Below are 24,177 nucleotides of genomic sequence, written 5' to 3' on the forward strand. Positions count from 1 at the left end.
TGTCTAAAGCTAAATTTGAACGTAGTAAACCCCACGTAAACGTGGGTACCATTGGCCACGTGGACCATGGTAAAACCACTCTGACTGCAGCTATCACAAACGTGTTGGCCAAAACTTACGGCGGTGAAGCAAAAGACTTTGCGTCAATCGACAACGCACCGGAAGAGCGTGAACGTGGTATTACCATCAACACCTCTCACGTAGAGTACGACACGCCAACTCGCCACTACGCCCACGTAGACTGCCCAGGGCACGCTGACTATGTTAAAAACATGATCACCGGTGCTGCGCAGATGGACGGCGCCATCCTGGTAGTAGCCGCTACCGACGGCCCAATGCCACAGACTCGTGAACACATCCTGCTGTCACGTCAGGTAGGCGTACCTTACATCATCGTATTCATGAACAAATGTGACATGGTAGATGATGAAGAGCTGCTGGAACTGGTAGAAATGGAAGTGCGTGAACTGCTGTCAGAATACGACTTCCCAGGCGATGACCTGCCAGTAATCCAGGGTTCAGCCCTGAAAGCGCTGGAAGGTGAACCAGAGTGGGAAGCGAAGATCGTTGAACTGGCCGAAGCGCTGGATTCATACATCCCAGAACCCGTACGTGACATCGACCATCCATTCCTGCTGCCAATCGAAGACGTATTCTCAATCTCCGGTCGTGGTACAGTAGTAACAGGTCGTGTAGAACGCGGTATCATCCGTGTAGGTGACGAAGTGGAAATCGTGGGTATCCACGACACCACCAAGACCACCTGTACAGGTGTTGAAATGTTCCGCAAGCTGCTTGACGAAGGTCGTGCAGGCGAAAACGTGGGTGTACTGCTGCGTGGTACCAAACGTGACGAAGTTGAACGTGGTCAGGTACTGGCAAAACCAGGCACCATCACTCCACACACCAAGTTCGAATCAGAAGTATACGTCCTGAGCAAAGATGAAGGTGGTCGTCACACTCCATTCTTCAAAGGCTACCGTCCACAGTTCTACTTCCGTACAACTGACGTAACCGGTACCATCGAACTGCCAGAAGGCGTAGAAATGGTAATGCCAGGCGACAACATCAAGATGGTAGTAAGCTTGATCTGCCCAATCGCGATGGATGAAGGTCTGCGTTTTGCGATCCGTGAAGGTGGCCGCACAGTAGGCGCCGGCGTGGTAGCGAAAATCATCGCCTAATCAGCGAAAGATTGATGAAAAAGGAAGCTTCGGCTTCCTTTTTTGTTTTGTTGCCCCCCATGGATTTTGCAAGATGCAAGCCCCAGCGCCTTGATCGGATAAGGGATAAAGCATACAATCTATGGCCGATTTTTTGAGCCTAAAAAGGCGGTTCTCAGATGATGATCTTGAGGGCCTAACAGGGCTTAGTGAATTCTGACAGGCCCTTCTGCTCGGGTCGCAATGAGTAACGGAATGAACCGATGACAACAAATACCGAAAACCAGGGTAACTCTCTGGATATTCTTAAGTGGGTGATCACTATTGTGCTGCTGGCAGTTGCCATTGTCGGCAACCACTATTACAGCGATGCCAGCGTAGTGGTAAGAGCTCTCGGCGTGATCGTGCTGTTTGCCATTGCCGGCTTTGTAGCATTGCAAACAATTAAGGGTAAGCAGGCACTGGCGTTTGCCAAAGAATCCCAAATCGAAGTCCGTAAAGTGGTGTGGCCATCCCGTCAGGAAGCGCTGAATACTACCTTTATCGTACTGGTAGCAACTGGGGTGTTAGCCATTATCCTGTGGGGCCTGGATGCGGCTCTACTAAAAATTGTCAACCTTATTACTGGCATATAGGCTTTCTCATGACAGAAGCGAATGAAGCTAAAAAAAGGTGGTATGTCGTTCAGGCTTTTTCTGGTTATGAAGGCCGGGTCTGCAAGTCTCTGATCGAATATATCAAGATGCATGGCATGGAAAAGTACTTCGGTGAAGTACTGGTGCCTACCGAAGAAGTGGTGGAAATGCGTGGCGGCCAGCGTCGCAAAAGCGAACGCAAGTTCTTCCCGGGTTATGTGTTAGTGCAAATGGAAATGAACGATGAATCCTGGCACTTGGTAAAAAGCATTCCCCGGGTAATGGGCTTTATTGGTGGTACATCCGATCGCCCAGCTCCCATCTCCGACAAAGAGGCTGACGCCATTCTGCGTCGCTTGCAGGAAACTACCGATTCTCCGACCCATCGCGTCATGTACGAGCCCGGTGAAGTGGTTCGCGTGATTGATGGGCCGTTTGCCGACTTCAACGGCACCGTTGAAGAAGTGGATTATGACAAGAGCCGCGTAAAAGTCTCTGTGATGATCTTCGGCCGTTCCACTCCGGTGGAACTTGATTTTAATCAGGTTGAGAAAAGCTGATTAAATTTACAACAAAATCCGTTTGGCAACGGGTGTGGATTTTTATATAATCCGCACCCGTTGTTTTCGGGGAGCCTGCGCATGTCGCTCGGGCGTTTGAACCCACACTGAGGAAATTCAGATGGCTAAGAAAATTGAAGCTTATATTAAGCTCCAGGTAGCAGCCGGTGCTGCCAACCCTTCACCACCAGTTGGTCCAGCTTTGGGTCAGAAAGGTGTGAATATCATGGAATTCTGTAAGGCATTTAACGCTCGTACTGAAAAGTTCGAAAAAGGCATGCCGATTCCAGTGATCATCACTGTCTACAATGACCGTTCATTCACTTTCGAAACCAAGACTCCTCCAGCTTCTTTCTTGCTGAAGAAAGCTGCTGGCCTGAAATCAGGTTCAGGTCGTCCTAATACTCAGAAAGTGGGTACTATCAAGCGCGCTCAGGTTCAGGAAATTGCTGAAACTAAAGCTGCCGATATGACTGGTGCTGACATTGAAGCGATGACTCGCTCAATCGAAGGTACTGCTCGTTCCATGGGTTTGGTAGTAGAGGACTAATACAATGGCAAAGTTGACTAAGCGCATGCGCGTTATCCGCGAAAAAGTGGAAGCTACCAAAGCATACGAAATCAATGAAGCACTGGCACTGCTGCAAGAGCTGGCCACTGCCAAATTCGTTGAAAGTGTGGACGTTGCCGTAAACTTGGGCGTTGATCCTCGTAAATCAGACCAGAACGTACGTGGTGCTATCGTACTGCCTCACGGTACTGGTCGTGACGTTCGCGTTGCTGTATTTACCCAGGGTGCTAACGTTGAAGCCGCCAAAGCTGCCGGTGCTGAACTGGTAGGCATGGAAGAGCTGGCTGCCCAGGTAAAAGCAGGTGAAATGAACTTCGACGTGGTTATCGCTTCTCCAGATGCGATGCGCGTAGTAGGTCAGTTAGGTCAGATCCTGGGCCCCCGCGGCCTGATGCCTAACCCTAAAACCGGTACAGTGACGCCTAACGTTGCTGAAGCGGTTAAGAACGCCAAAGCCGGTCAGGTTCGCTATCGTAACGATAAGAACGGTATTATCCATACCACTATCGGTAAAGCTGACTTTGAACCTGTGAAGCTGAAAGAAAACCTTGAAGCACTGCTGATTGCGCTGAAAAAGGCCAAGCCTGCTGCAGCCAAAGGCGTGTTCATCAAGAAAATCACCGTATCTACCACCATGGGTGCGGGTGTGGCTGTTGACCAGAACACTCTGGATACAACTACCGCTGCTTAATTTTACAAAATGCGTGCATTAGCCTATAATGCGCGCACTTTGTGGGTTGGAACCCGGTTTTCCGGGTTTCCGTCCAAGACCGCAGGTGTCTCTTAGGTAATTGAGAAACTTAATTTCCTGCGTAGACGGTGTCAGGCCCCAGATAGATTTGTTCTGCTGGATTATCTGCACCGTAAGTCACTGAATGGGAAACTGTTCAGTAAGGTAAATACTGGGGAATTTCCCCGGGTAGAATCCAGGAGTAAAGCCCAATGGCATTAAGACTCGAAGACAAAAAAGCGATTGTTGCTGAAGTCAACGAAGCTGCCAAAGGTGCACTGTCTGCAGTTGTCGCGGATTCTCGCGGTGTGACTGTAGGCGCCATGACTGCTTTGCGTAAAGCTGCTCGTGACAACGGTGTGTTTTTGCGTGTTGTACGTAACACTCTGGCTCGTCGCGCTGTAGAAGGTACCTCTTTTGAGTGCCTTGGCGAAGTATTCACTGGCCCAACTTTGATTGCTTTCTCTAACGAGCACCCAGGTGCTGCCGCTCGTCTGTTAAAAGACTTCGCGAAAGAGCAAGCATTATTTGAAGTGAAGGGTGCAGCTTTTGAAGGGGAATTCATCCCCGCAGCTGACATTGATCGTTTGGCAAAACTGCCGACTTACGAAGAAGCACTGGCTCAGTTGATGATGACTCTGAAAGAAGCATCTGCTGGCAAGTTTGTTCGTACCCTGGCCGCGCTGCGCGATCAAAAACAAGAAGCGGCCTAATTACAGGTTTGCTGCTTAAACGAATTGAATTCAGAACAATAGGAAATATTTCTTATGTCTATCACTAAAGACCAAATCCTTGAAGCCTTTGCAGAAATGTCTGTAATGGAAGTTGTTGAACTGATCGAAGCAATGGAAGAAAAGTTCGGCGTTTCTGCCGCTGCTGCCGTTGTTGCCGGTGGTGCCGGTGAAGGCGCTGCTGCTGCTGAAGAAAAGACCGAGTTCGACGTGGTTATGACTTCTCACGGCGACAACAAAGTAGCCGTAATTAAGGCTGTTCGTGGCGCAACTGGTCTGGGTCTGAAAGAAGCCAAAGCAATGGCTGAATCTGCACCTGTAGCAGTTAAAGAAGCTATCTCTAAAGAAGAAGCTGAAGCTCTGAAAGCTGATCTTGAAGCAGCTGGCGCTACTGTAGAGATCAAGTAAGTTAACTGAACTTACTACCATTCGGGTGTAATGCCCGGATGTAGGCTGGCGGTTTTTTGACCGTCGGCCTTTTTTGCGCTGTAGGCGCCGATGATTTTTTCACCGTGAAATCATTCGTAAAATGCAGTTCCTAGCAGTGATTATTGGTTAGGTTCTTGTAGCAATCGGTGATGGGCAAACGTGCTGGATTAACCTCAGAGTTGGTTCAGTCTTGGTCACATCTCGCAAACAGAGGAAACCCATGGTTTACTCCTATTCTGAAAAGAAGCGTATTCGCAAAAACTTCGGTAAGCGTCCTCAGGTACTGGACATCCCTTACTTGTTGGCGATTCAGTTAGATTCATTCAAGAAGTTCACCGATCAAGATCCCACCGGTGAGCGTGGCTTAGAAGCCGCTTTCCGCAGCGTTTTCCCGATTAAGAGCTTTTCTGGTAATTCCGAACTGCAGTATGTCAGCTACAAGCTGGGCGAACCTGTATTCGATGTAAAAGAATGTCAAATCCGCGGTGTTACCTTCTCCGCCCCGTTGCGCGTTAAATTGCGCCTGGTGCTGTTTGATCGTGAAGCCGCCGCCGGTACTGTTAAAGACATTAAAGAACAAGAAGTCTACATGGGGGATATCCCCCTGATGACTGAAAACGGTACCTTTGTGATCAATGGTACCGAACGTGTGATTGTATCCCAGTTGCACCGTAGCCCAGGCGTGTTCTTCGACCACGACCGCGGCAAGACCCACTCTTCCGGTAAAGTGCTGTATAACGCGCGTATCATTCCTTACCGTGGCTCATGGCTGGATTTCGAGTTTGATCCGAAAGATGCGCTGTTTGTCCGTATTGACCGTCGCCGCAAGCTGCCTGCCACCATTTTGCTGCGCGCATTGGACATGTCTACCCAGGAAGTTCTGGATACCTTCTTTGATCGCGTGGATTTCAGCATCAAGCACGATGCGCTGGAAATGAAACTGGTACCGGAACGCCTGCGTGGCGAAACCGCCAGTTACGACATCAAGGATTCTGCCGGCAACCTGTTGGTGGAAAAGGGTCGTCGTATCACTGCCCGCCACATCAAACAGCTGGAAAAAACCAATACCACCGAACTGGAAGTCCCGGTTGATTACATTGTGGGCAAATTGGCCGCACAAGATTACATCGACCCGGATACTGGCGAAGTATTGCTGGCTGCCAACGATGAACTGACACTGGAAGCCCTGGCCAACCTGTCTCAGGCCGGCATCAAGGACATCAGCACTCTGTACGTGAACGAGCTGGATCACGGTGCATACATGTCAGATACCCTGCGCATTGACTCCACCACCAACCGGATGGAAGCGCTGGTCGAAATCTATCGCATGATGCGTCCTGGCGAGCCACCAACCAAGGATGCGGCAGAAGCCCTGTTCCAGAACCTGTTCTTCAGTGAAGAACGTTATGACCTGTCCAAAGTGGGTCGTATGAAGTTCAACCGTCGTCTGGATATCGACGAGAACGAAGGCTCCGGCATTCTGAGCAAGGGTGACATCGTTGCGGTCATGAAAAAAATCATTGAAATCCGTAACGGTTTTGATGATGTGGATGACATTGACCACTTGGGCAACCGTCGTATCCGCAGCGTGGGCGAAATGGCTGAAAACCAGTTCCGTGTAGGTCTGGTGCGGGTTGAGCGCGCAGTGCGTGAACGTCTGTCTTTGGGCGATTTGAACGAACTGATGCCACAGGATCTGATCAACGCCAAGCCTATCTCTGCTGCCGTGAAAGAATTTTTCGGTTCTTCACAGCTGTCACAGTTTATGGATCAGAACAACCCGTTGTCTGAAGTTACCCATAAACGCCGTATTTCAGCCCTTGGCCCCGGTGGTTTGACCCGTGAACGTGCCGGCTTTGAAGTACGTGACGTACACCCAACCCACTATGGTCGTTTGTGCCCGATTGAGACCCCTGAAGGTCCAAACATCGGTCTGATCAACTCATTGTCCACCTTTGCCCGTACCAACGCTTACGGTTTCCTGGAAACCCCATACCGTAAAGTGGTGGATGGCGTGGTAACCGACGAAGTGGAATACCTGTCCGCCATTGAAGAAGGTCGTTATGTGGTTGCGCAGGCAAACATCGACCTGGATGAAGATGGCCGCATTCTGAACGAGCAGGTGGCTTGCCGTCATAAAGGCGAATCCACCTTCATGCGCGTGTCAGATATCCAGTATATGGACGTATCGCCACAGCAGATCATCTCTGTTGCTGCATCCTTGATCCCATTCTTGGAACACGATGACGCGAACCGTGCCTTGATGGGTGCGAACATGCAGCGTCAGGCCGTGCCTACATTGCTGTCTGAAAAACCACTGGTAGGTACCGGTATTGAACGTACCCTGGCCGTGGACTCCGGTGTGGTTGTTGCCGCCAAGCGTGGTGGTGTGGTGGATTACGTTGATGCCAGCCGCATCGTGATTAAAGTGAATGAAGAAGAGCTGCTTCCTGGGGAAGCGGGCATCGACATTTACAACCTGACCAAATATACCCGCTCCAACCAGAACACCTGCATCAACCAACGCCCATGCTGCCATTTGGGTGAACCGGTGACCCGTGGTGATGTACTGGCTGACGGTCCGTCAACCGACTTGGGTGAACTGGCACTGGGCCAGAACATGCGCGTCGCGTTCATGACCTGGAACGGTTACAACTATGAAGACTCCATCCTGATCTCTGAACGTGTGGCACAGCAAGACCGCTTTACCACCATTCACATTCAGGAACTGTCCTGTATTGCCCGTGATACCAAACTGGGCAGCGAAGAAATCACCGCCGACATTCCAAACGTAGGCGAATCCGCACTCTCCAAACTGGATGAGTCCGGTATCGTTTACATTGGTGCTGAAGTCAAAGGCGGCGACATTCTGGTGGGTAAAGTGACACCTAAGGGTGAAACCCAGCTGACGCCGGAAGAAAAACTGCTGCGGGCGATTTTCGGTGAAAAAGCCTCTGACGTGAAAGACAGCTCACTGCGTGTGCCCAATTCCGTTAAAGGGACCGTCATCGACGTGCAGGTGTTCACCCGTGATGGGGTCGAAAAAGACAAACGTGCTATCGAAATCGAAGAAATGCACATTGCTCAGGCCCGCAAGGACCTGACCGAAGAGTTCAAGATCCTTGAAGAAGGCGTATTGAGCCGTGCCTACAACCTGTTGCTGAATGCCGGCGTCAGCGAAGCCAAATTGGCCGAACTGCCACGCAAGGATTTGCTGGTACAGGTGATTGATGACGAAGCCAAGCAAACCGAGCTGGAACAGCTGGCTGAACAGCACGAAGCCCTGAAAGCCGACTTCGACAAGAAATTCGAAATCAAACGCCGCAAAATCACCCAGGGTGATGATTTGGCGCCGGGCGTACTGAAAATCGTCAAGGTTTACCTGGCGGTTAAACGTACCATCCAGCCTGGTGACAAAATGGCGGGTCGTCACGGTAACAAGGGTGTGGTCTCCAAGATCTGTCCTATCGAAGATATGCCATACGACGAACATGGCGTGCCCATGGACATCGTACTGAACCCACTGGGCGTACCTTCACGTATGAACATCGGTCAGGTACTGGAAGTGCACTTGGGTGCTGCTGCCAAGGGTATTGGTAACCGCATCAATACCATGTTGGAAGAACAGCGCGAAGTGGCAGAGCTGCGCGATTACATCAAGAAGGTTTACGCCTTGGGTGACGGTATCCAGCAGAAAGTGGATATCGACTCCTTTAGCGATGATGAAGTGATGCGTCTGGCCAGCCACCTGAAGCTGGGTCTGCCAACTGCCACACCTGCATTTGACGGCGCTGAAGAACGGGAAATCAAAGACATGCTGGAGCTGGCAGGCTTGCCAACTTCCGGTCAGAGAACCCTGTTTGATGGTCTTACTGGTAACGCATTCGAACGTCCGGTAACCGTGGGCTACATGTACATGCTGAAATTGAACCACTTGGTAGACGATAAAATGCATGCGCGTTCTACCGGTTCTTACAGCCTGGTTACCCAGCAGCCGCTGGGGGGTAAAGCCCAGTTCGGTGGTCAGCGTTTCGGTGAGATGGAAGTGTGGGCCCTGGAAGCGTATGGCGCTGCTTATACGCTGCAGGAAATGCTCACAGTGAAGTCTGATGACGTCAACGGTCGTACCCAGATGTACAAGAACATCGTTGATGGCAACCACCAGATGCAACCAGGCATGCCTGAATCCTTCAACGTATTGCTGAAGGAGATCCGTTCTCTCGGTATCAATATCGAGCTGGATCAAGAGTAAGGCGCAGTACGACTGTGTTTGGCTAGAAATTGGTGCCCCGCAGCATCGCGGGGTACCCGGTTTAACTCCTTCAGGAGAGAAACGTGAAAGACTTATTAAAGTTTCTGAAACAGCAAAGTAAGACCGAAGAGTTCGAAGGCATCAAGATTGGCCTCGCATCGCCTGACTTGATCCGTTCCTGGTCGTATGGCGAAGTGAAAAAGCCAGAAACTATCAACTACCGCACCTTTAAGCCTGAGCGTGAAGGTCTGTTCTGTGCCCGTATTTTTGGCCCGGTAAAAGATTACGAATGTTTGTGTGGTAAATACAAACGTTTGAAGCATCGCGGTGTGATCTGTGAAAAATGTGGCGTGGAAGTCACCCAGACCAAAGTGCGTCGTGAACGTATGGGTCATATTGAACTGGCTTCCCCTGTTGCCCACATCTGGTTCCTCAAGTCCCTGCCAAGCCGTATCGGCTTGATGCTGGACATGACCCTGCGCGACATCGAACGGGTTCTGTATTTTGAATCTTTCGTCGTGATTGAGCCTGGCATGACCAGCCTTGAGCGCGGTCAGATGCTGACCGAAGAAAACTACCTGGATGCCCTGGAAGAATACGGTGACGAATTCGAAGCCAAGATGGGTGCCGAAGCGGTATTGGAACTGCTGAAAGCCATCGATCTTGAAAAAGAAATCGGCGAAATGCGTGAAGAGCTGCCATCCATCAATTCAGAAACCCGTCGCAAGAAAGTGACCAAGCGTCTGAAACTGATGGAAGCCTTCTACACTTCCGGCAACAAGCCGGAGTGGATGATCCTGAAAGTACTGCCTGTGTTGCCACCGGATCTGCGTCCATTGGTACCACTGGACGGTGGCCGTTTTGCCACCTCGGATTTGAACGACTTGTACCGCCGGGTGATCAACCGTAACAACCGTCTGAAACGTCTGTTGGATCTGGCAGCGCCGGATATCATCGTCCGCAACGAAAAACGCATGCTGCAGGAATCTGTGGATGCGCTGCTGGATAACGGCCGTCGTGGCCGTGCCATTACCGGCTCCAACAAGCGCCCGCTGAAATCCCTGGCTGACATGATCAAGGGTAAGCAGGGCCGTTTCCGTCAGAACCTGCTGGGTAAACGTGTGGACTACTCCGGCCGTTCAGTTATTACTGTGGGCCCAACCCTGCGTTTGCACCAGTGCGGTCTGCCAAAGAAAATGGCACTGGAACTGTTCAAGCCTTTCATCTATGGCAAGCTGGAAGCTCGTGGCCTGGCCACCACCATCAAAGCTGCCAAGAAGATGGTAGAGCGTGAAGTACCGGAAGTATGGGACGTACTGGATGAAGTTATCCGTGAACATCCGGTCATGCTCAACCGTGCACCAACACTGCACCGCTTGGGTATCCAGGCGTTTGAACCCGTACTGATTGAAGGTAAGGCAATCCGCCTGCACCCGCTGGTATGTACCGCATTCAACGCCGACTTCGACGGTGACCAGATGGCGGTACACGTACCGCTGACACTGGAAGCCCAGCTGGAAGCCCGCGCGCTGATGATGTCTACCAACAACATCCTGTCGCCTGCCAACGGTGAACCCATTATCGTACCTTCACAGGACGTGGTATTGGGCCTTTACTACATGAGCCGTGAGCGCGTGAATGGCCGCGGTGAAGGGATGGCGTTCCGTGATGTGGCTGAAGCGGAAAAAGCTTACCGCACCGGTGTGGCTGAACTGCATGCCCGGGTGAAAGTGCGCATTACCGAAACCCTGATTGATGAAAACGGTGAGAAAAAGCCTGTACGCCGCATTGTGGATACCACTGTGGGCCGCTCCTTGCTGTCAACCATCCTGCCAGCAGGGCTGCCATTTGAAGTGGTTAACCAGAACATGGGTAAAAAGCAGATCGCCAAGCTGCTGAACCTGTGTTATCGCCGTCTGGGCCTGAAAGATACCGTTATCTTTGCTGACCAGCTGATGTATACCGGTTACCGTTACGCGACCATTTCCGGTTCTTCCGTGGGCATCAACGACATGCAGATCCCACATGAAAAAGCCAAGCTGGTTGCCGATGCCGAAGCTGAAGTGCTGGAAATCCAGGAGCAGTTCCAGTCTGGTCTGGTGACTGCCGGTGAACGTTACAACAAGGTCATCGACATCTGGGCCAGCTGTAACGAAAAAGTGTCCAAAGCGATGATGAAAAACCTGTCCACCGAAACGGTTATTAACCGTAACGGCGAAGAGGAAGAACAGTCATCCTTTAACAGCATTTACATGATGGCCGACTCCGGTGCGCGTGGTAGTGCCGCCCAGATCCGTCAGTTGGCGGGTATGCGTGGCCTGATGGCCAAGCCTGATGGCTCCATCATCGAAACGCCCATCGTGGCGAACTTCCGTGAAGGTCTGAACGTACTGCAGTACTTCATCTCCACCCACGGTGCTCGTAAAGGTCTGGCGGATACCGCACTGAAAACGGCAAACTCCGGTTATCTGACCCGTCGTCTGGTTGACGTGGCACAGGATCTGGTCGTGATTGAAGACGATTGCGGCACCCACGAAGGCTTGGTCATGAAACCGCTGATTGAAGGCGGTGACGTGGTTGAACCATTGCGTGAGCGGGTACTGGGTCGTGTGGTTGCAGAAGATGTTTACTATCCGGGCACAGAAGACGTTCTGGCGCCACGTAACACCCTGCTGGACGAAGCCTGGTGTCGCAAGCTGGAAGAAGCCAGCGTGGACGAAGTGAAAGTGCGCTCCGTTATCACCTGTGATACCGACTTTGGTGTGTGTGCCCACTGTTATGGCCGTGATTTGGCCCGTGGTCATATCATCAACCAGGGTGAAGCCATCGGGGTTGTTGCTGCCCAGTCAATCGGTGAACCCGGTACACAGCTGACCATGCGTACCTTCCACATCGGTGGTGCTGCATCCAGGGCTTCTGCAGAAAACAACATCCAGACCAAAAATGCCGGTACCTTGAAACTGCACAACGCCAAACACGTTGTGAACACCGAAGGTAAACTGGTTATCGTTTCCCGTTCTTCCGAACTGGCCATCGTGGATGAGCTGGGTCGTGAGAAAGAACGCTACAAAGTGCCTTATGGTACGGTACTGGAAAAACATGAAGGTGCCGCCATTGAGCCCGGGCAGATTATTGCCAACTGGGATCCGCATACTCACCCAATCATTACCGAAGTGCAGGGTTACGTGCAGTTCGTTGACATGATTGATGGCGTGACCATTCAGCGTCAAACCGACGAACTGACCGGTCTGTCCTCCATTGTGGTGATGGATGTGGTACAGCGTCCATCCGCCGGTAAAGACATGCGTCCTGCCGTGCGTCTGGTAGACGATCATGGGCAAGAGCTGACCATTCCTGGTACCGAAGTGCCTGCACAGTACTTCCTGCCGGGTCATGCGATTGTAAGCTTGGATGACAACGCCAAAATCAACGTGGGTGACGCGCTGGCGCGTATTCCACAGGAATCATCCAAAACCCGTGACATTACCGGTGGTCTGCCACGTGTTGCCGACCTGTTCGAAGCGCGTAAGCCTAAAGAACCGGCCATTCTGGCTGAAATCACGGGTACCATCTCCTTCGGTAAGGAAACCAAAGGCAAGCGTCGTCTGGTGATCACGCCGGCCGATGGTGGTGACGCATACGAAGAGATGATCCCTAAATGGCGTAACCTGAACGTGTTCGAAGGTGAAAAAGTCGAACGCGGTGAAGTTATCGCCGACGGTCCAGAAGCGGCTCACGACATTCTGCGTCTGCGCGGCATTCGTAACGTTGCCAACTATATCGTCAACGAAGTTCAGGACGTATATCGTTTGCAAGGGGTGAAGATCAACGATAAGCATATCGAAGTCATCATCCGTCAGATGCTGCGTAAATGCATCATCACTGAGGCAGGCGATTCTGATCTGTTGGTGGGCGAACAAGCGGAAGTTTCACGGGTTAAAATCATTAACCGTGAACTGGAAGCCGAAGGCAAACGTCCAGCCAAGTTCGAACGGGAATTGTTGGGTATTACCAAAGCATCTTTGGCAACAGAATCCTTTATTTCTGCTGCATCGTTCCAGGAAACCACACGCGTGCTGACAGAAGCCGCCGTGGGTGGCAAGAAGGACGATCTGCGTGGCTTGAAGGAAAACGTCATCGTTGGTCGCTTGATCCCGGCCGGTACCGGTTACGCTTACCACAAGAGCCGAGTGCAAACAAAAGGCGATGTTGCTCAGGAAGCGCCTGGTATCAGTGCCAGCGAAGCCGAGCAAAACCTGGCCGATTTGTTGAATCTTGCAGGTTCACAGGAATAATCGAAAAAACCGAGACAAAAAGGCGCCTCAGGGCGCCTTTTTTGATGAAATGTCGTACATGGTTGGCTATTTCTTGACAGCTGAGCCCGACCTTTCTAAAATTTCGCGTCCCACTCTTGTGGGATATAGATTTTTCACACCCATACGTTGAGTTAATCAACTAAATTGGAGCTATACATGGCAACTGTAAACCAGTTGGTACGTAAGCCTCGCGCACCCAAAGTCGAAAAGACTGCGGTACCCGCGCTGAATGCGTGCCCACAAAAACGTGGTGTTTGTACCCGTGTGTACACCACTACACCAAAAAAACCAAACTCTGCACTGCGTAAAGTCGCACGTGTGCGTTTGACCAACGGTTTTGAAGTGACTTCATATATCGGCGGCGAAGGCCACAACCTGCAGGAACACAGCGTAATTCTGATCCGTGGTGGTCGTGTTAAAGACTTGCCTGGTGTGCGTTACCACACTGTACGTGGCGCTCTGGACTGTGCTGGTATCAGCGCTCGTCGTCAGGGTCGTTCTAAGTACGGAGCCAAGCGTCCTAAGTCTTAATGGTATTCCGTTAAGTAAGGCCAAGCTTTTTTAATCATTTTATGGTTTTGGAAAAACCTGAAGCATACGGAGTCATATCATGCCAAGACGTCGCGTAGTCGGTCAGCGTAAAATTCTGCCCGATCCAAAATTCAATAGTGAGTTGCTGGCGAAGTTCATCAACGTCATTATGCAAGACGGCAAAAAATCAACTGCCGAAAAAATTATCTACAAAGCACTGGATGTAATCGCTGAGAAAAAAGGCGAAGACCATCTGGTACTTCTGGAAGCAGCCCTGGATAACGTCCGCCCAGCCGTCGAAGTTAAATCTCGTCGTGTAGGTGGTTCTACTTACCAGGTACCATGTGAAGTTCGCCCAGTACGTCGTAACGCACTGGCGATGCGCTGGTTGGTTGAAGCTGCACGTAAGCGTGGTGAAAAATCTATGGCTCTGCGTCTGGCCGGTGAAATGCTGGACGCATCCGAAAACAAAGGTGCTGCCGTTAAGAAGCGCGAAGACGTGCATCGCATGGCAGAAGCCAACAAAGCCTTTGCTCATTACCGTTGGTAATATCGTGCGCGGAATTTTGTTCCGCGCATTCTCTGGCAACACCGGGACTCCGGTTCCGGTAGAGAGGGTATAATCGTGGCTCGTACAACTCCTATTGAGCGTTATCGCAACATCGGTATTTGTGCTCACGTTGATGCTGGCAAAACAACCACAACTGAACGCATTCTGTTCTACACCGGTCTGTCACACAAGATTGGCGAAGTGCATGATGGCGCAGCGACGACTGACTGGATGGTCCAGGAACAGGAACGCGGCATCACCATTACTTCGGCGGCAGTGACCACTTTCTGGCGTGGTATGGATGCTCAGTTTGATATGCATCGCGTCAATATCATTGATACCCCAGGTCACGTTGATTTTACCATTGAAGTAGAGCGTTCGTTGCGCGTGCTGGATGGCGCTGTCGTGGTATTTTGTGGAGCTTCTGGTGTGGAGCCCCAGTCTGAAACCGTATGGCGTCAGGCAGATAAATATCACGTTCCCCGTCTGGTATTTGTCAACAAGATGGACCGTGCAGGGGCGGATTTTGACCGCGTGGTCAAACAGATCCGTACCCGTCTCGGCGCTACCTGTGTCCCAATTCAGCTGAATATCGGTGCTGAAGAGAACTTCTCCGGGGTGATTGACCTTATCAAAATGAAGGCCATCAACTGGAATGAAGCGGATCAGGGGATGACTTATACCCATGAAGACATCCCGGAAAACCTGCTGGCCAAAGCCACCGAGATGCGTGAGTATCTGTTGGAAAGTGCTGCAGAAGCTTCCGAAGAGCTGATGGACAAATATCTCGAAGAGGGCGACCTCTCCGAAGCAGAGATCAAACAAGCGTTGCGCCAGCGCACTATCAACAATGAGATTGTACTGGCAACCTGCGGTAGTGCCTTTAAAAACAAAGGCGTACAGGCAGTGCTTGATGCTGTTATTGAATACTTGCCTGCACCTAATGATGTACCTCCCATTAAAGGGCTTGATGAGCATGACAACGAGGTAGAGCGTGTTTCCGATGACAAGGCCCCCTTTGCGGCATTGGCATTCAAAATCGCGACCGACCCCTTTGTTGGCACTCTGACCTTTATTCGCGTGTACTCCGGGGTGCTGGAATCCGGCGCAGCCGTTTATAACAGTGTCAAGGAAAAACGCGAACGCATTGGCCGTATCGTGCAGATGCATGCCAATGATCGTAAAGAGATCAAAGAGGTTCGTGCCGGTGATATTGCGGCGGCTATCGGCCTGAAAGAAGTGACCACTGGAGACACACTCTGTGATCCGGATCATAAAGTGATTCTGGAACGCATGGAGTTTCCCGATCCAGTTATTACTATCGCTGTCGAACCCCGTTCGAAAGCTGACCAGGAAAAAATGGGCATTGCCTTGCAAAAGCTGGCAATGGAAGACCCATCATTCCGGGTTGAAACCGATGAAGAGTCAGGTCAGACTCTGATCTCAGGGATGGGTGAATTGCACCTGGACATTATCATTGACCGTATGCGCCGTGAGTTCAGCGTTGAATGTAACGTGGGTAAACCTCAGGTAGCTTACCGTGAAACCATCCGCCAAGCGGTGGAAGTGGAAGGTAAGTTTGTACGTCAATCGGGTGGCCGTGGACAGTTTGGTCATGTCTGGTTGAAACTGGAACCTATTGAAGAAGGTGCCGGTTATCAATTTGTCAATGCAATCGTTGGTGGTGTGGTTCCCAAGGAATACATCCCGGCCGTTGACAAAGGTATCCAGGAACAGATGAAAAATGGCGTTCTGGCCGGATTTCCTGTTTTGGATGTGAAAGTCACGCTGTTCGATGGTTCGTACCATGAAGTGGACTCGAACGAAATGGCGTTCAAGGTTGCAGGTTCTATGGGCTTCAAGAAGGGCGCGCTACTGGCAAACCCTGTGTTGCTCGAGCCTTGCATGAAGGTTGAAGTCACTACACCAGAAGATTACATGGGTGATGTGGTTGGCGATCTTAACCGCCGTCGAGGCCTGATAGAAGGCATGGACGATGGGGTTGCCGGCATTAAACTGATCCGTGCTGTAGTGCCATTGGCTGAAATGTTTGGTTATGCAACAGATTTGCGTTCGGCCACGCAAGGGCGCGCTTCCTACTCCATGGAGTTCCTGAAGTATGCTGAAGCGCCGCAAAATGTTGCTAAGGCAGTTATCGAAGCTCGTACCTGATTTAGGAACGGCATAACTGTTATTTTGATTGATTGCGTCAGGCCGCGCCTGACACATTTGAAACAAAGGAATATATCGTGTCTAAAGCTAAATTTGAACGTAGTAAACCCCACGTAAACGTGGGTACCATTGGCCACGTGGACCATGGTAAAACCACTCTGACTGCAGCTATCACAAACGTGTTGGCCAAAACTTACGGCGGTGAAGCAAAAGACTTTGCGTCAATCGACAACGCACCGGAAGAGCGTGAACGTGGTATTACCATCAACACCTCTCACGTAGAGTACGACACGCCAACTCGCCACTACGCCCACGTAGACTGCCCAGGGCACGCTGACTATGTTAAAAACATGATCACCGGTGCTGCGCAGATGGACGGCGCCATCCTGGTAGTAGCCGCTACCGACGGCCCAATGCCACAGACTCGTGAACACATCCTGCTGTCACGTCAGGTAGGCGTACCTTACATCATCGTATTCATGAACAAATGTGACATGGTAGATGATGAAGAGCTGCTGGAACTGGTAGAAATGGAAGTGCGTGAACTGCTGTCAGAATACGACTTCCCAGGCGATGACCTGCCAGTAATCCAGGGTTCAGCCCTGAAAGCGCTGGAAGGTGAACCAGAGTGGGAAGCGAAGATCGTTGAACTGGCCGAAGCGCTGGATTCATACATCCCAGAACCCGTACGTGACATCGACCATCCATTCCTGCTGCCAATCGAAGACGTATTCTCAATCTCCGGTCGTGGTACAGTAGTAACAGGTCGTGTAGAACGCGGTATCATCCGTGTAGGTGACGAAGTGGAAATCGTGGGTATCCACGACACCACCAAGACCACCTGTACAGGTGTTGAAATGTTCCGCAAGCTGCTTGACGAAGGTCGTGCAGGCGAAAACGTGGGTGTACTGCTGCGTGGTACCAAACGTGACGAAGTTGAACGTGGTCAGGTACTGGCAAAACCAGGCACCATCACTCCACACACCAAGTTCGAATCAGAAGTATACGTCCTGAGCAAAGATGAAGGTGGTCGTCACACTCCATTCTTCAAAGGCTACCGTCCACAGTTCTACTTCCGTACAACTGACGTAACCGGTACCATCGAACTGCCAGAAGGCGTAGAAATGGTAATGCCAGGCGACAACATCAAGATGGTAGTAAGCTTGATCTGCCCAATCGCGATGGATGAAGGTCTGCGTTTTGCGATCCGTGAAGGTGGCCGCACAGTAGGCGCCGGCGTGGTAGCGAAAATCATCGCCTAATCAGCGAAAGATTGATGAAAAAGGAAGCTTCGGCTTCCTTTTTTGTTTTCAATGCTAATGCCGCTCAGCCTTTAATTCTCCCTTCCAGTTTTAAATACATTACTCCTGTAAATCAATTCGTTATCGCTATTGTTGCCAAATGGGCGCGCCTGCCCAGTCTCCGTAGTGAATAAATACTGGCTATCTGCAAAAATATCGGTATACTACAGCGCAATTTTTGACAGAAAAGTCTGTCGATTACTTCGCCAACGGCCTTGAAATCCCGCTGTGGATGAGTATAATGGCCGCTCGCTTAATTGCTTAGGCGTTAAGTAGTTTGGTCTGTTGACCTTAAATTACTCAAAAAAACGACTCCGATTGGGAGTCGAACGGTTAAATCATCTCGCTCTGTCTTTCCCTAAGAGGAAATGGCTAGAGGGTGATTTTTTATGTGTCCATTTTAGGAGCTCTGGTCAATGCAGAACCAAAGAATCCGTATCCGCTTAAAAGGGTTTGATCATCGTTTGATCGATCAGTCCACTGCGGAAATCGTTGAAACTGCTAAACGTACTGGCGCCCAGGTACGTGGTCCTATTCCACTGCCAACGCGCAAAGAGCGTTATACCGTTTTGATCTCTCCGCACGTTAATAAAGATGCTCGTGACCAATACGAAATCCGTACTCACAAGCGTTTGGTTGATATCGTTGAGCCTACTGATAAGACCGTCGACGCACTGATGCGTCTGGATCTGGCCGCCGGTGTCGACGTTCAGATTAGCTTGGGTTAATTGAGATCCTTAGAAGAGGTTTGAGAGATGGCTATCGGTCTTATTGGTCGTAAAGTGGGTATGACCCGCATCTTCACCGAAGATGGCGTGTCTATCCCTGTTACTGTAATTGAAGTGGAAGCCAACCGCGTTACCCAGGTAAAAACCCTGGAAAACGATGGTTACCGCGCACTTCAAGTTACTACAGGTACCAAGAAAGCTAATCGCGTCACTAAACCAGAAGCTGGCCACTTTGCTAAGGCAGGCGTTGAAGCCGGTCGTGGTTTGTGGGAAATGCGTCTGGCAGATGGTGAAGGCGAAGGCATTGAAGTTGGTGCTGAGCTTAAAGTAGAAATCTTCGCTGACGTAGCGAAAGTAGATGTTACCGGTCAATCCAAAGGTAAAGGTTTCCAGGGTGGTGTTAAACGCTGGAACTTCCGTACTCAGGACATGACTCACGGTAACTCTTTGTCACACCGCGCTAACGGTTCTATCGGTCAGAACCAGACGCCAGGTCGTGTATTCAAAGGCAAGAAAATGTCAGGCCACATGGGCGACGAGCGCGTGACCACTCAGAATCTGGACGTAGTACGTGTAGATGCTGAGCGTAATCTGCTGCTGGTCAAAGGTGCTGTTCCAGGCGCCACCAACGGCGACCTGATCATCAAGCCTGCTGTTAAAGCTTAAGGTCTGAGGAGATAGTAATGGAATTGGTATTGAAAGACGCGCAGAGCGCTCTTGAAGTTTCCGAAACTACCTTCGGCCGTGACTTTAATGAAGCACTGGTTCATCAGGTAGTTGTAGCGTATGCCGCTAACGCGCGTCAGGGCACTCGTGCTCAGAAAACCCGCGCTGAAGTTCATGGCACTGCTAAAAAACCATGGCGTCAGAAAGGCACTGGTCGTGCCCGTTCAGGCGACGCGAAAAGCCCTATTTGGCGTAGTGGTGGCGTAACTTTCGCTGCTAAGCCTCAGGATCATGGTCAGAAGGTTAACAAAAAGATGTACCGCGGAGCGCTGAAAAGCATTCTGTCTGAACTGGTACGTCAAGAACGCTTGATCGTGGTTGAGAAATTCGGTGTTGAAGCTCCTAAAACCAAAGAGCTGAAAGCCAAGCTGAAAGAAATGGAACTGGAAGATGTGTTGATCGTCACTCCTGAAGTTGACGAAAACCTGTTCCTGGCTGCCCGCAACCTGTACAAGGTTGACGTTCGTGATGTAGCCGGTATTGATCCAGTAAGCCTGATCGCATTCGACAAAGTGCTTGTCACCGCTGATGCTGTGAAGCAAATCGAGGAGATGCTGGCATGATCCGCGAAGAACGTATTCTGAAAGTTATTTTGGCTCCGCACGTATCTGAAAAGAGTACTGTTGTGGCCGAGAAAAATAACACTGTAGTTTTCCGTGTAGCTCTGAGTGCCACTAAAGCAGAAATCAAAGCTGCCATAGAAAAACTATTTGAAGTCAAAGTTGAAGGTGTTCGCACTCTGGTCAACAAAGGCAAAACCAAACGTCACGGTGCTCGTATGGGCCGCCGCAGCGACTGGAAAAAAGCCTATGTAACTCTGGCTGAGGGCGCTGATATCGATTTCCTCGGCGGCGCTGAGTAAGCAAAGGAGAATTCAAATGGCAATTGTTAAGTGTAAGCCAACCTCTCCAGGCCGTCGTGGCGTTGTTAAGGTTGTTAACAGTGACCTGCACAAAGGCAAACCTTTTGCTGGTCTGCTGGCAAAGAAATCTAAAACCGGTGGTCGTAACAACACTGGTCGTATCACCACTCGTCACATCGGTGGTGGTCATAAGCAGCACTATCGTCTGATCGACTTCAAACGCAACAAAGACGGTATCGTCGGTAAAGTTGAGCGTCTGGAATACGATCCAAACCGTACCGCGAATATCGCACTGGTACTGTATGCAGACGGTGAACGTCGTTACATCCTGGCTGCCAAAGGCATGCAGGTTGGCGATAAAGTTGTTTCTGGCGCTGATGCAGACATCAAGGCCGGTAACGCTTTGCCACTGGTCAACATCCCAGTAGGTAGCGTAGTGCATGCAATCGAAATGAAGCCTGGTAAAGGCGCTCAGATTGCACGTTCCGCCGGTGCTTATGCTCAGGTAGTTGCTCGTGACGGCGCTTATGCCACCTTGCGTTTACGCTCCGGCGAAATGCGCAAAGTGCCTGTAGAATGTCGCGCAACACTGGGTGAAGTTGGCAATGCAGAACACATGCTGCGTCAGCTGGGTAAAGCTGGTGCCAAACGCTGGCTGGGCGTACGACCTACAGTACGCGGTGTTGCAATGAACCCTGTTGACCACCCACACGGTGGTGGTGAAGGTCGTTCTTCTGGTGGTCGTCATCCAGTATCACCATGGGGCGTACCAACCAAGGGTTATAAGACTCGTAACAATAAACGCACTGACAAGTACATTGTACGTCGTCGTAACAAGTAATTAAGAGGATTCGCCATGCCACGTTCTCTCAAGAAAGGTCCATTTATCGACCTGCACTTGCTGAAGAAGGTAGAGAAAGCGGTGGAAGCGGGCGACAAGAAGCCAATCAAAACTTGGTCTCGCCGCTCTATGATCATCCCACAAATGATTGGGTTGACCATCGCTGTCCATAATGGTCGTCAGCACGTACCAGTGTTCGTAACTGACGAAATGATCGGCCACAAACTTGGTGAATTCTCACCAACTCGCACTTATCGCGGCCATGCTGCAGATAAGAAAGCGAAGAAGCGTTAATACGGGAGGAATAAGATGGAAGTTTTAGCTAAACATCGCTTTGCCCGTACGTCGCCTCAGAAAGCTCGCTTGGTTGCAGATCAGATCCGCGGTTTGCCAGTGGCAAAAGCGCTGGAAATTCTGACCTTCAGCCCTAAGAAAGCTGCCGTACTGGTCAAGAAAGTACTGGATTCTGCCATTGCTAACGCCGAGCACAACGAAGGCGCCGATATCGATGAATTGAAAGTCGGTAAGGTATTCGTTGATGAAGGTCCAATGATGAAACGCATCATGCCACGTGCCAAAGGCCGCGCTGATCGTATCATAAAGCGTACCAGCCACATTACTGTGGTTGTATCAGACCGCTAGGAGAGAGCAATGGGACAGAAAGTACATCCTAATGGTATCCGTTTGGGTATCACTAAGCCTTGGATCTCTACCTGGTATGCTGATAAGGCTGACTATGCAGCCAATCTGCACGGCGACTGGGAAGTGCGTAAGTTTCTGGAAGAGAAACTGAAAGCTGCATCAGTATCCAAGATTGTTATTGAACGCCCAGCGAAAAGCATCCGCGTTACCATTCACACTGCCCGTCCAGGCGTTGTGATTGGCAAGAAGGGTGAAGACGTTGAAGTGTTGCGCACCGAAGTTGCAAAAATCGCCGGTGCTCCAGCGCAGATTAACATCGCTGAGATCCGTAAGCCTGAGCTGGACGGTAAACTGGTTGCTGACTCAATTGCACAGCAGCTGGAACGCCGTGTCATGTTCCGCCGCGCCATGAAACGCGCTGTGCAGAACGCCATGCGTCTGGGCGCTAAAGGTATCAAAGTTGAAGTTAGCGGCCGTTTGGGCGGCGCTGAGATTGCGCGTTCCGAGTGGTATCGCGAAGGCCGTGTGCCTCTGCATACACTGCGTGCTGATATCGATTACGCTACCTCTGAAAGTCACACCACTTACGGTGTGATCGGTGTTAAAGTTTGGATCTTCAAAGGCGAAGTTCTGGACGGCATCGTACCTCAGACCGTAGAGGAACCGAAGCAGCAACCTAAGCGCAAACCTCGTGGTAAATAGGAGAGCCGGTAATGCTGCAACCTAAACGTACTAAGTTTCGCAAAATGTTCAAAGGCCGTAACCGCGGCCTGGCGAACGGTACCGATGTTAGCTTCGGTACCTTCGGTCTGAAAGCAGTGGGCCGCGGCCGTTTGACTGCTCGCCAGATCGAAGCTGCGCGTCGTGCTATGACACGTGCTGTCAAGCGTCAAGGACAAATCTGGATCCGGGTTTTCCCTGACAAACCTATTACCTCTAAGCCTCTTGAAGTGCGTATGGGTAAAGGTAAAGGTAACGTTGAATACTGGGTGTGCCAGATTCAGCCAGGCAAGGTTCTCTATGAAATCGGTGGCGTACCAGAAGATTTGGCTCGTGAAGCATTCGAGCTTGCTGCTGCTAAGTTGCCAATCAAGACAACCTTCGTAACTAAGACGGTGATGTAATGAAAGCGAGCGAACTGAGAGAAAAAAGCGTTGAAGAACTGAACGCTGAATTGCTTGGTCTGCTGCGTGAGCAGTTTAACCTGCGTATGCAACACGCCACTGGCCAGCTGGCACAAACACACCAGCTGAAGCAGGTGCGCCGTAACATCGCGCGCGTTAAGACCATTATTACTTCTAAGGCAGGTGCATAATGTCTGAGAAAATCCGTACTTTGCAGGGTAAAGTAACCAGCAACAAAATGGAAAAATCCATCACTGTTGCCGTTGAACGTCAGGTGAAACACCCAATCTACGGTAAGTACGTAAAACGTACTACTAAGATCCATGCACATGACGAACAAAACCAGTGCAATGAAGGCGATATCGTCACTATTCGTGAATGTCGTCCTCTGTCCAAGAGCAAATCTTGGACACTGGTTGAAGTAGTGAGCAAGGCCTAAGTTATTTAGGCATTCGTAAAACGGCCCCGTTGGGGCCGTTTGTATTTTTAGCACTATCTATCCTTCTCCAATGGTGTTATACTTGCGCGCCATTTTTGAACGATTCGTCGTCAAAAAATGGCGAAAATAGCCCCATGGTGGGGATGTGATGTAACGATAGCGGAGCACTTAAAATGATCCAAATGCAATCGACTCTGGATGTCGCATGTAACAGCGGCGCGCGCAGAGTTCAGTGTATTAAGGTCTTGGGTGGCTCTCATCGTCGTTATGCCGGTATCGGCGACATCATCAAAGTTTCTGTAAAGGAAGCAATTCCTCGCGCTAAAGCGAAGAAAGGTGATGTGTATAACGCGGTGGTAGTCCGTACTAAGAAAGGCGTACGTCGTCCAGACGGTTCTGTCATTCGCTTCGATCGGAATGCAGCTGTTCTGCTGAACAGCAACTTGCAGCCGATTGGTACTCGTATCTTTGGCCCTGTGACACGTGAACTGCGCTCCGAGCAATTCATGAAGATTGTGTCGCTGGCACCAGAAGTACTGTAAGGAGCTTCAAAATGGCAGCAAAAATCCGTCGTGAAGACGAAGTAGTCGTACTGGCCGGTAAAGACAAGGGTAAACGCGGTAAGGTTACCCAGGTTCTGCCTACTGGCAAGTTGATTGTTGAAGGCGTAAATGTCATCAAGAAACATCAGAAACCTAACCCACAGTTAGGCGTTACCGGTGGTATTGTTGAAAAAGAAGCGCCGATTCAAGCATCTAATGTTGCGATCTTTAACCCTGCTACAGGCAAGGGAGATCGTGTTGGTTTCCGGTTTGAAGACGGCAAGAAAGTCCGTTTCTTTAAATCGAACAGTGAACTCGTTAAGTAATCGGAG

General features: G+C 50.6%; 27 protein-coding genes. All 27 read left to right on the plus strand.

The genetic code is table 11. The annotated features are described in order from the left end of the window. Positions 1-1,184 (plus strand): elongation factor Tu (tuf, locus tag ACIDEJ_RS14515; protein ID WP_411988787.1); only part of this gene is annotated, 1,184 nt, incomplete at its 5' end. 242 nt (positions 1,185-1,426) lie between these two features. Continuing rightward, positions 1,427-1,798: a preprotein translocase subunit SecE gene (gene secE, locus ACIDEJ_RS14520; protein ID WP_411988788.1), complete on the plus strand. Its 372-nt coding sequence runs from the start codon at positions 1,427-1,429 to the stop codon at positions 1,796-1,798. A gap of 8 nt (positions 1,799-1,806) precedes the next feature. Then, positions 1,807-2,358 carry a transcription termination/antitermination protein NusG gene (gene nusG, locus ACIDEJ_RS14525; RefSeq protein WP_411988789.1) on the plus strand — a complete coding sequence of 184 codons (552 nt, stop codon included), beginning with the start codon at positions 1,807-1,809 and terminating at the stop codon, positions 2,356-2,358. Between the two features lie 121 nt (positions 2,359-2,479). After that, the gene (gene rplK, locus ACIDEJ_RS14530) at positions 2,480-2,908 is read left to right on the plus strand and encodes a 50S ribosomal protein L11 (RefSeq protein ID WP_411988790.1); all 429 of its coding nucleotides are present in this window, start codon (positions 2,480-2,482) and stop codon (positions 2,906-2,908) included. Between the two features lie 4 nt (positions 2,909-2,912). Then, positions 2,913-3,620, plus strand: a complete 708-nt coding sequence (rplA, locus tag ACIDEJ_RS14535) for a 50S ribosomal protein L1 (protein WP_411988791.1) — start codon at positions 2,913-2,915, stop codon at positions 3,618-3,620. 251 nt (positions 3,621-3,871) lie between these two features. Then, positions 3,872-4,372, plus strand: coding sequence for a 50S ribosomal protein L10 (gene rplJ, locus ACIDEJ_RS14540; RefSeq protein ID WP_411988792.1), 501 nt, complete (start codon positions 3,872-3,874; stop codon positions 4,370-4,372). A gap of 54 nt (positions 4,373-4,426) precedes the next feature. Continuing rightward, positions 4,427-4,798 carry a 50S ribosomal protein L7/L12 gene (rplL, locus tag ACIDEJ_RS14545; protein WP_411988793.1) on the plus strand — a complete coding sequence of 124 codons (372 nt, stop codon included), beginning with the start codon at positions 4,427-4,429 and terminating at the stop codon, positions 4,796-4,798. Positions 4,799-5,039: 241 nt separating this feature from the next. Beyond that, positions 5,040-9,071, plus strand: a complete 4,032-nt coding sequence (rpoB, locus tag ACIDEJ_RS14550) for a DNA-directed RNA polymerase subunit beta (protein ID WP_411988794.1) — start codon at positions 5,040-5,042, stop codon at positions 9,069-9,071. Between the two features lie 83 nt (positions 9,072-9,154). Next, positions 9,155-13,366 (plus strand): DNA-directed RNA polymerase subunit beta', encoded by a 4,212-nt coding sequence (gene rpoC, locus ACIDEJ_RS14555; RefSeq protein ID WP_411988795.1) that lies wholly within the window; start codon positions 9,155-9,157, stop codon positions 13,364-13,366. Between the two features lie 177 nt (positions 13,367-13,543). Beyond that, positions 13,544-13,918 carry a 30S ribosomal protein S12 gene (gene rpsL, locus ACIDEJ_RS14560; protein WP_133040231.1) on the plus strand — a complete coding sequence of 125 codons (375 nt, stop codon included), beginning with the start codon at positions 13,544-13,546 and terminating at the stop codon, positions 13,916-13,918. A 79-nt stretch (positions 13,919-13,997) separates the two neighbouring features. Further along, a complete protein-coding gene (gene rpsG, locus ACIDEJ_RS14565; RefSeq protein WP_212595101.1) occupies positions 13,998-14,468 on the plus strand; it encodes a 30S ribosomal protein S7 in 471 nt (156 codons plus the stop codon). A 75-nt stretch (positions 14,469-14,543) separates the two neighbouring features. Beyond that, a complete protein-coding gene (gene fusA, locus ACIDEJ_RS14570) occupies positions 14,544-16,640 on the plus strand; it encodes an elongation factor G (RefSeq protein WP_411988796.1) in 2,097 nt (698 codons plus the stop codon). 77 nt (positions 16,641-16,717) lie between these two features. Further along, on the plus strand, positions 16,718-17,902 hold the full coding sequence (gene tuf / locus ACIDEJ_RS14575; protein WP_411988797.1) for an elongation factor Tu: 1,185 nt from the start codon (positions 16,718-16,720) through the stop codon (positions 17,900-17,902). Positions 17,903-17,916: 14 nt separating this feature from the next. Then, positions 17,917-18,075: a hypothetical protein gene (locus ACIDEJ_RS14580; protein ID WP_411988798.1), complete on the plus strand. Its 159-nt coding sequence runs from the start codon at positions 17,917-17,919 to the stop codon at positions 18,073-18,075. 282 nt (positions 18,076-18,357) lie between these two features. Continuing rightward, positions 18,358-18,669 (plus strand): 30S ribosomal protein S10, encoded by a 312-nt coding sequence (gene rpsJ / locus ACIDEJ_RS14585; protein WP_133040234.1) that lies wholly within the window; start codon positions 18,358-18,360, stop codon positions 18,667-18,669. 27 nt (positions 18,670-18,696) lie between these two features. Beyond that, on the plus strand, positions 18,697-19,335 hold the full coding sequence (rplC, locus tag ACIDEJ_RS14590) for a 50S ribosomal protein L3 (protein ID WP_411988799.1): 639 nt from the start codon (positions 18,697-18,699) through the stop codon (positions 19,333-19,335). 17 nt (positions 19,336-19,352) lie between these two features. Continuing rightward, a complete protein-coding gene (rplD, locus tag ACIDEJ_RS14595; protein WP_411988800.1) occupies positions 19,353-19,958 on the plus strand; it encodes a 50S ribosomal protein L4 in 606 nt (201 codons plus the stop codon). After that, entirely contained in the window at positions 19,955-20,257 is a 303-nt protein-coding gene (gene rplW, locus ACIDEJ_RS14600; RefSeq protein ID WP_411988801.1) for a 50S ribosomal protein L23, read from the plus strand. The genes rplD and rplW overlap by 4 nt, the downstream gene beginning before the upstream one ends. A 16-nt stretch (positions 20,258-20,273) precedes the next feature. Continuing rightward, positions 20,274-21,098: a 50S ribosomal protein L2 gene (rplB, locus tag ACIDEJ_RS14605; RefSeq protein ID WP_411988802.1), complete on the plus strand. Its 825-nt coding sequence runs from the start codon at positions 20,274-20,276 to the stop codon at positions 21,096-21,098. A 15-nt stretch (positions 21,099-21,113) separates the two neighbouring features. Continuing rightward, positions 21,114-21,392, plus strand: coding sequence for a 30S ribosomal protein S19 (rpsS, locus tag ACIDEJ_RS14610; RefSeq protein ID WP_011758338.1), 279 nt, complete (start codon positions 21,114-21,116; stop codon positions 21,390-21,392). A 15-nt stretch (positions 21,393-21,407) separates the two neighbouring features. Next, positions 21,408-21,740 (plus strand): 50S ribosomal protein L22, encoded by a 333-nt coding sequence (rplV, locus tag ACIDEJ_RS14615; RefSeq protein ID WP_411988803.1) that lies wholly within the window; start codon positions 21,408-21,410, stop codon positions 21,738-21,740. 9 nt (positions 21,741-21,749) lie between these two features. Beyond that, positions 21,750-22,442, plus strand: a complete 693-nt coding sequence (gene rpsC, locus ACIDEJ_RS14620; RefSeq protein ID WP_411988804.1) for a 30S ribosomal protein S3 — start codon at positions 21,750-21,752, stop codon at positions 22,440-22,442. A gap of 11 nt (positions 22,443-22,453) precedes the next feature. Continuing rightward, entirely contained in the window at positions 22,454-22,864 is a 411-nt protein-coding gene (rplP, locus tag ACIDEJ_RS14625) for a 50S ribosomal protein L16 (RefSeq protein WP_411988805.1), read from the plus strand. Beyond that, positions 22,864-23,055: a 50S ribosomal protein L29 gene (rpmC, locus tag ACIDEJ_RS14630; RefSeq protein ID WP_011758342.1), complete on the plus strand. Its 192-nt coding sequence runs from the start codon at positions 22,864-22,866 to the stop codon at positions 23,053-23,055. Before rplP ends, rpmC begins: the two co-directional genes overlap by 1 nt. Then, the gene (gene rpsQ, locus ACIDEJ_RS14635; RefSeq protein ID WP_411988806.1) at positions 23,055-23,303 is read left to right on the plus strand and encodes a 30S ribosomal protein S17; all 249 of its coding nucleotides are present in this window, start codon (positions 23,055-23,057) and stop codon (positions 23,301-23,303) included. Before rpmC ends, rpsQ begins: the two co-directional genes overlap by 1 nt. A gap of 173 nt (positions 23,304-23,476) precedes the next feature. Next, complete coding sequence (rplN, locus tag ACIDEJ_RS14640; protein ID WP_411988807.1) at positions 23,477-23,845, plus strand: 50S ribosomal protein L14; 369 nt, start codon at positions 23,477-23,479, stop codon at positions 23,843-23,845. Between the two features lie 11 nt (positions 23,846-23,856). Continuing rightward, positions 23,857-24,171: a 50S ribosomal protein L24 gene (gene rplX / locus ACIDEJ_RS14645; RefSeq protein WP_275484246.1), complete on the plus strand. Its 315-nt coding sequence runs from the start codon at positions 23,857-23,859 to the stop codon at positions 24,169-24,171. The last annotated feature ends 6 nt before the right edge of the window (positions 24,172-24,177 follow it).

The sequence above is a fragment of the Shewanella mytili genome (genome assembly GCF_046765975.1).
Classification (GTDB): Bacteria; Pseudomonadota; Gammaproteobacteria; order Enterobacterales; family Shewanellaceae; genus Shewanella; species Shewanella mytili.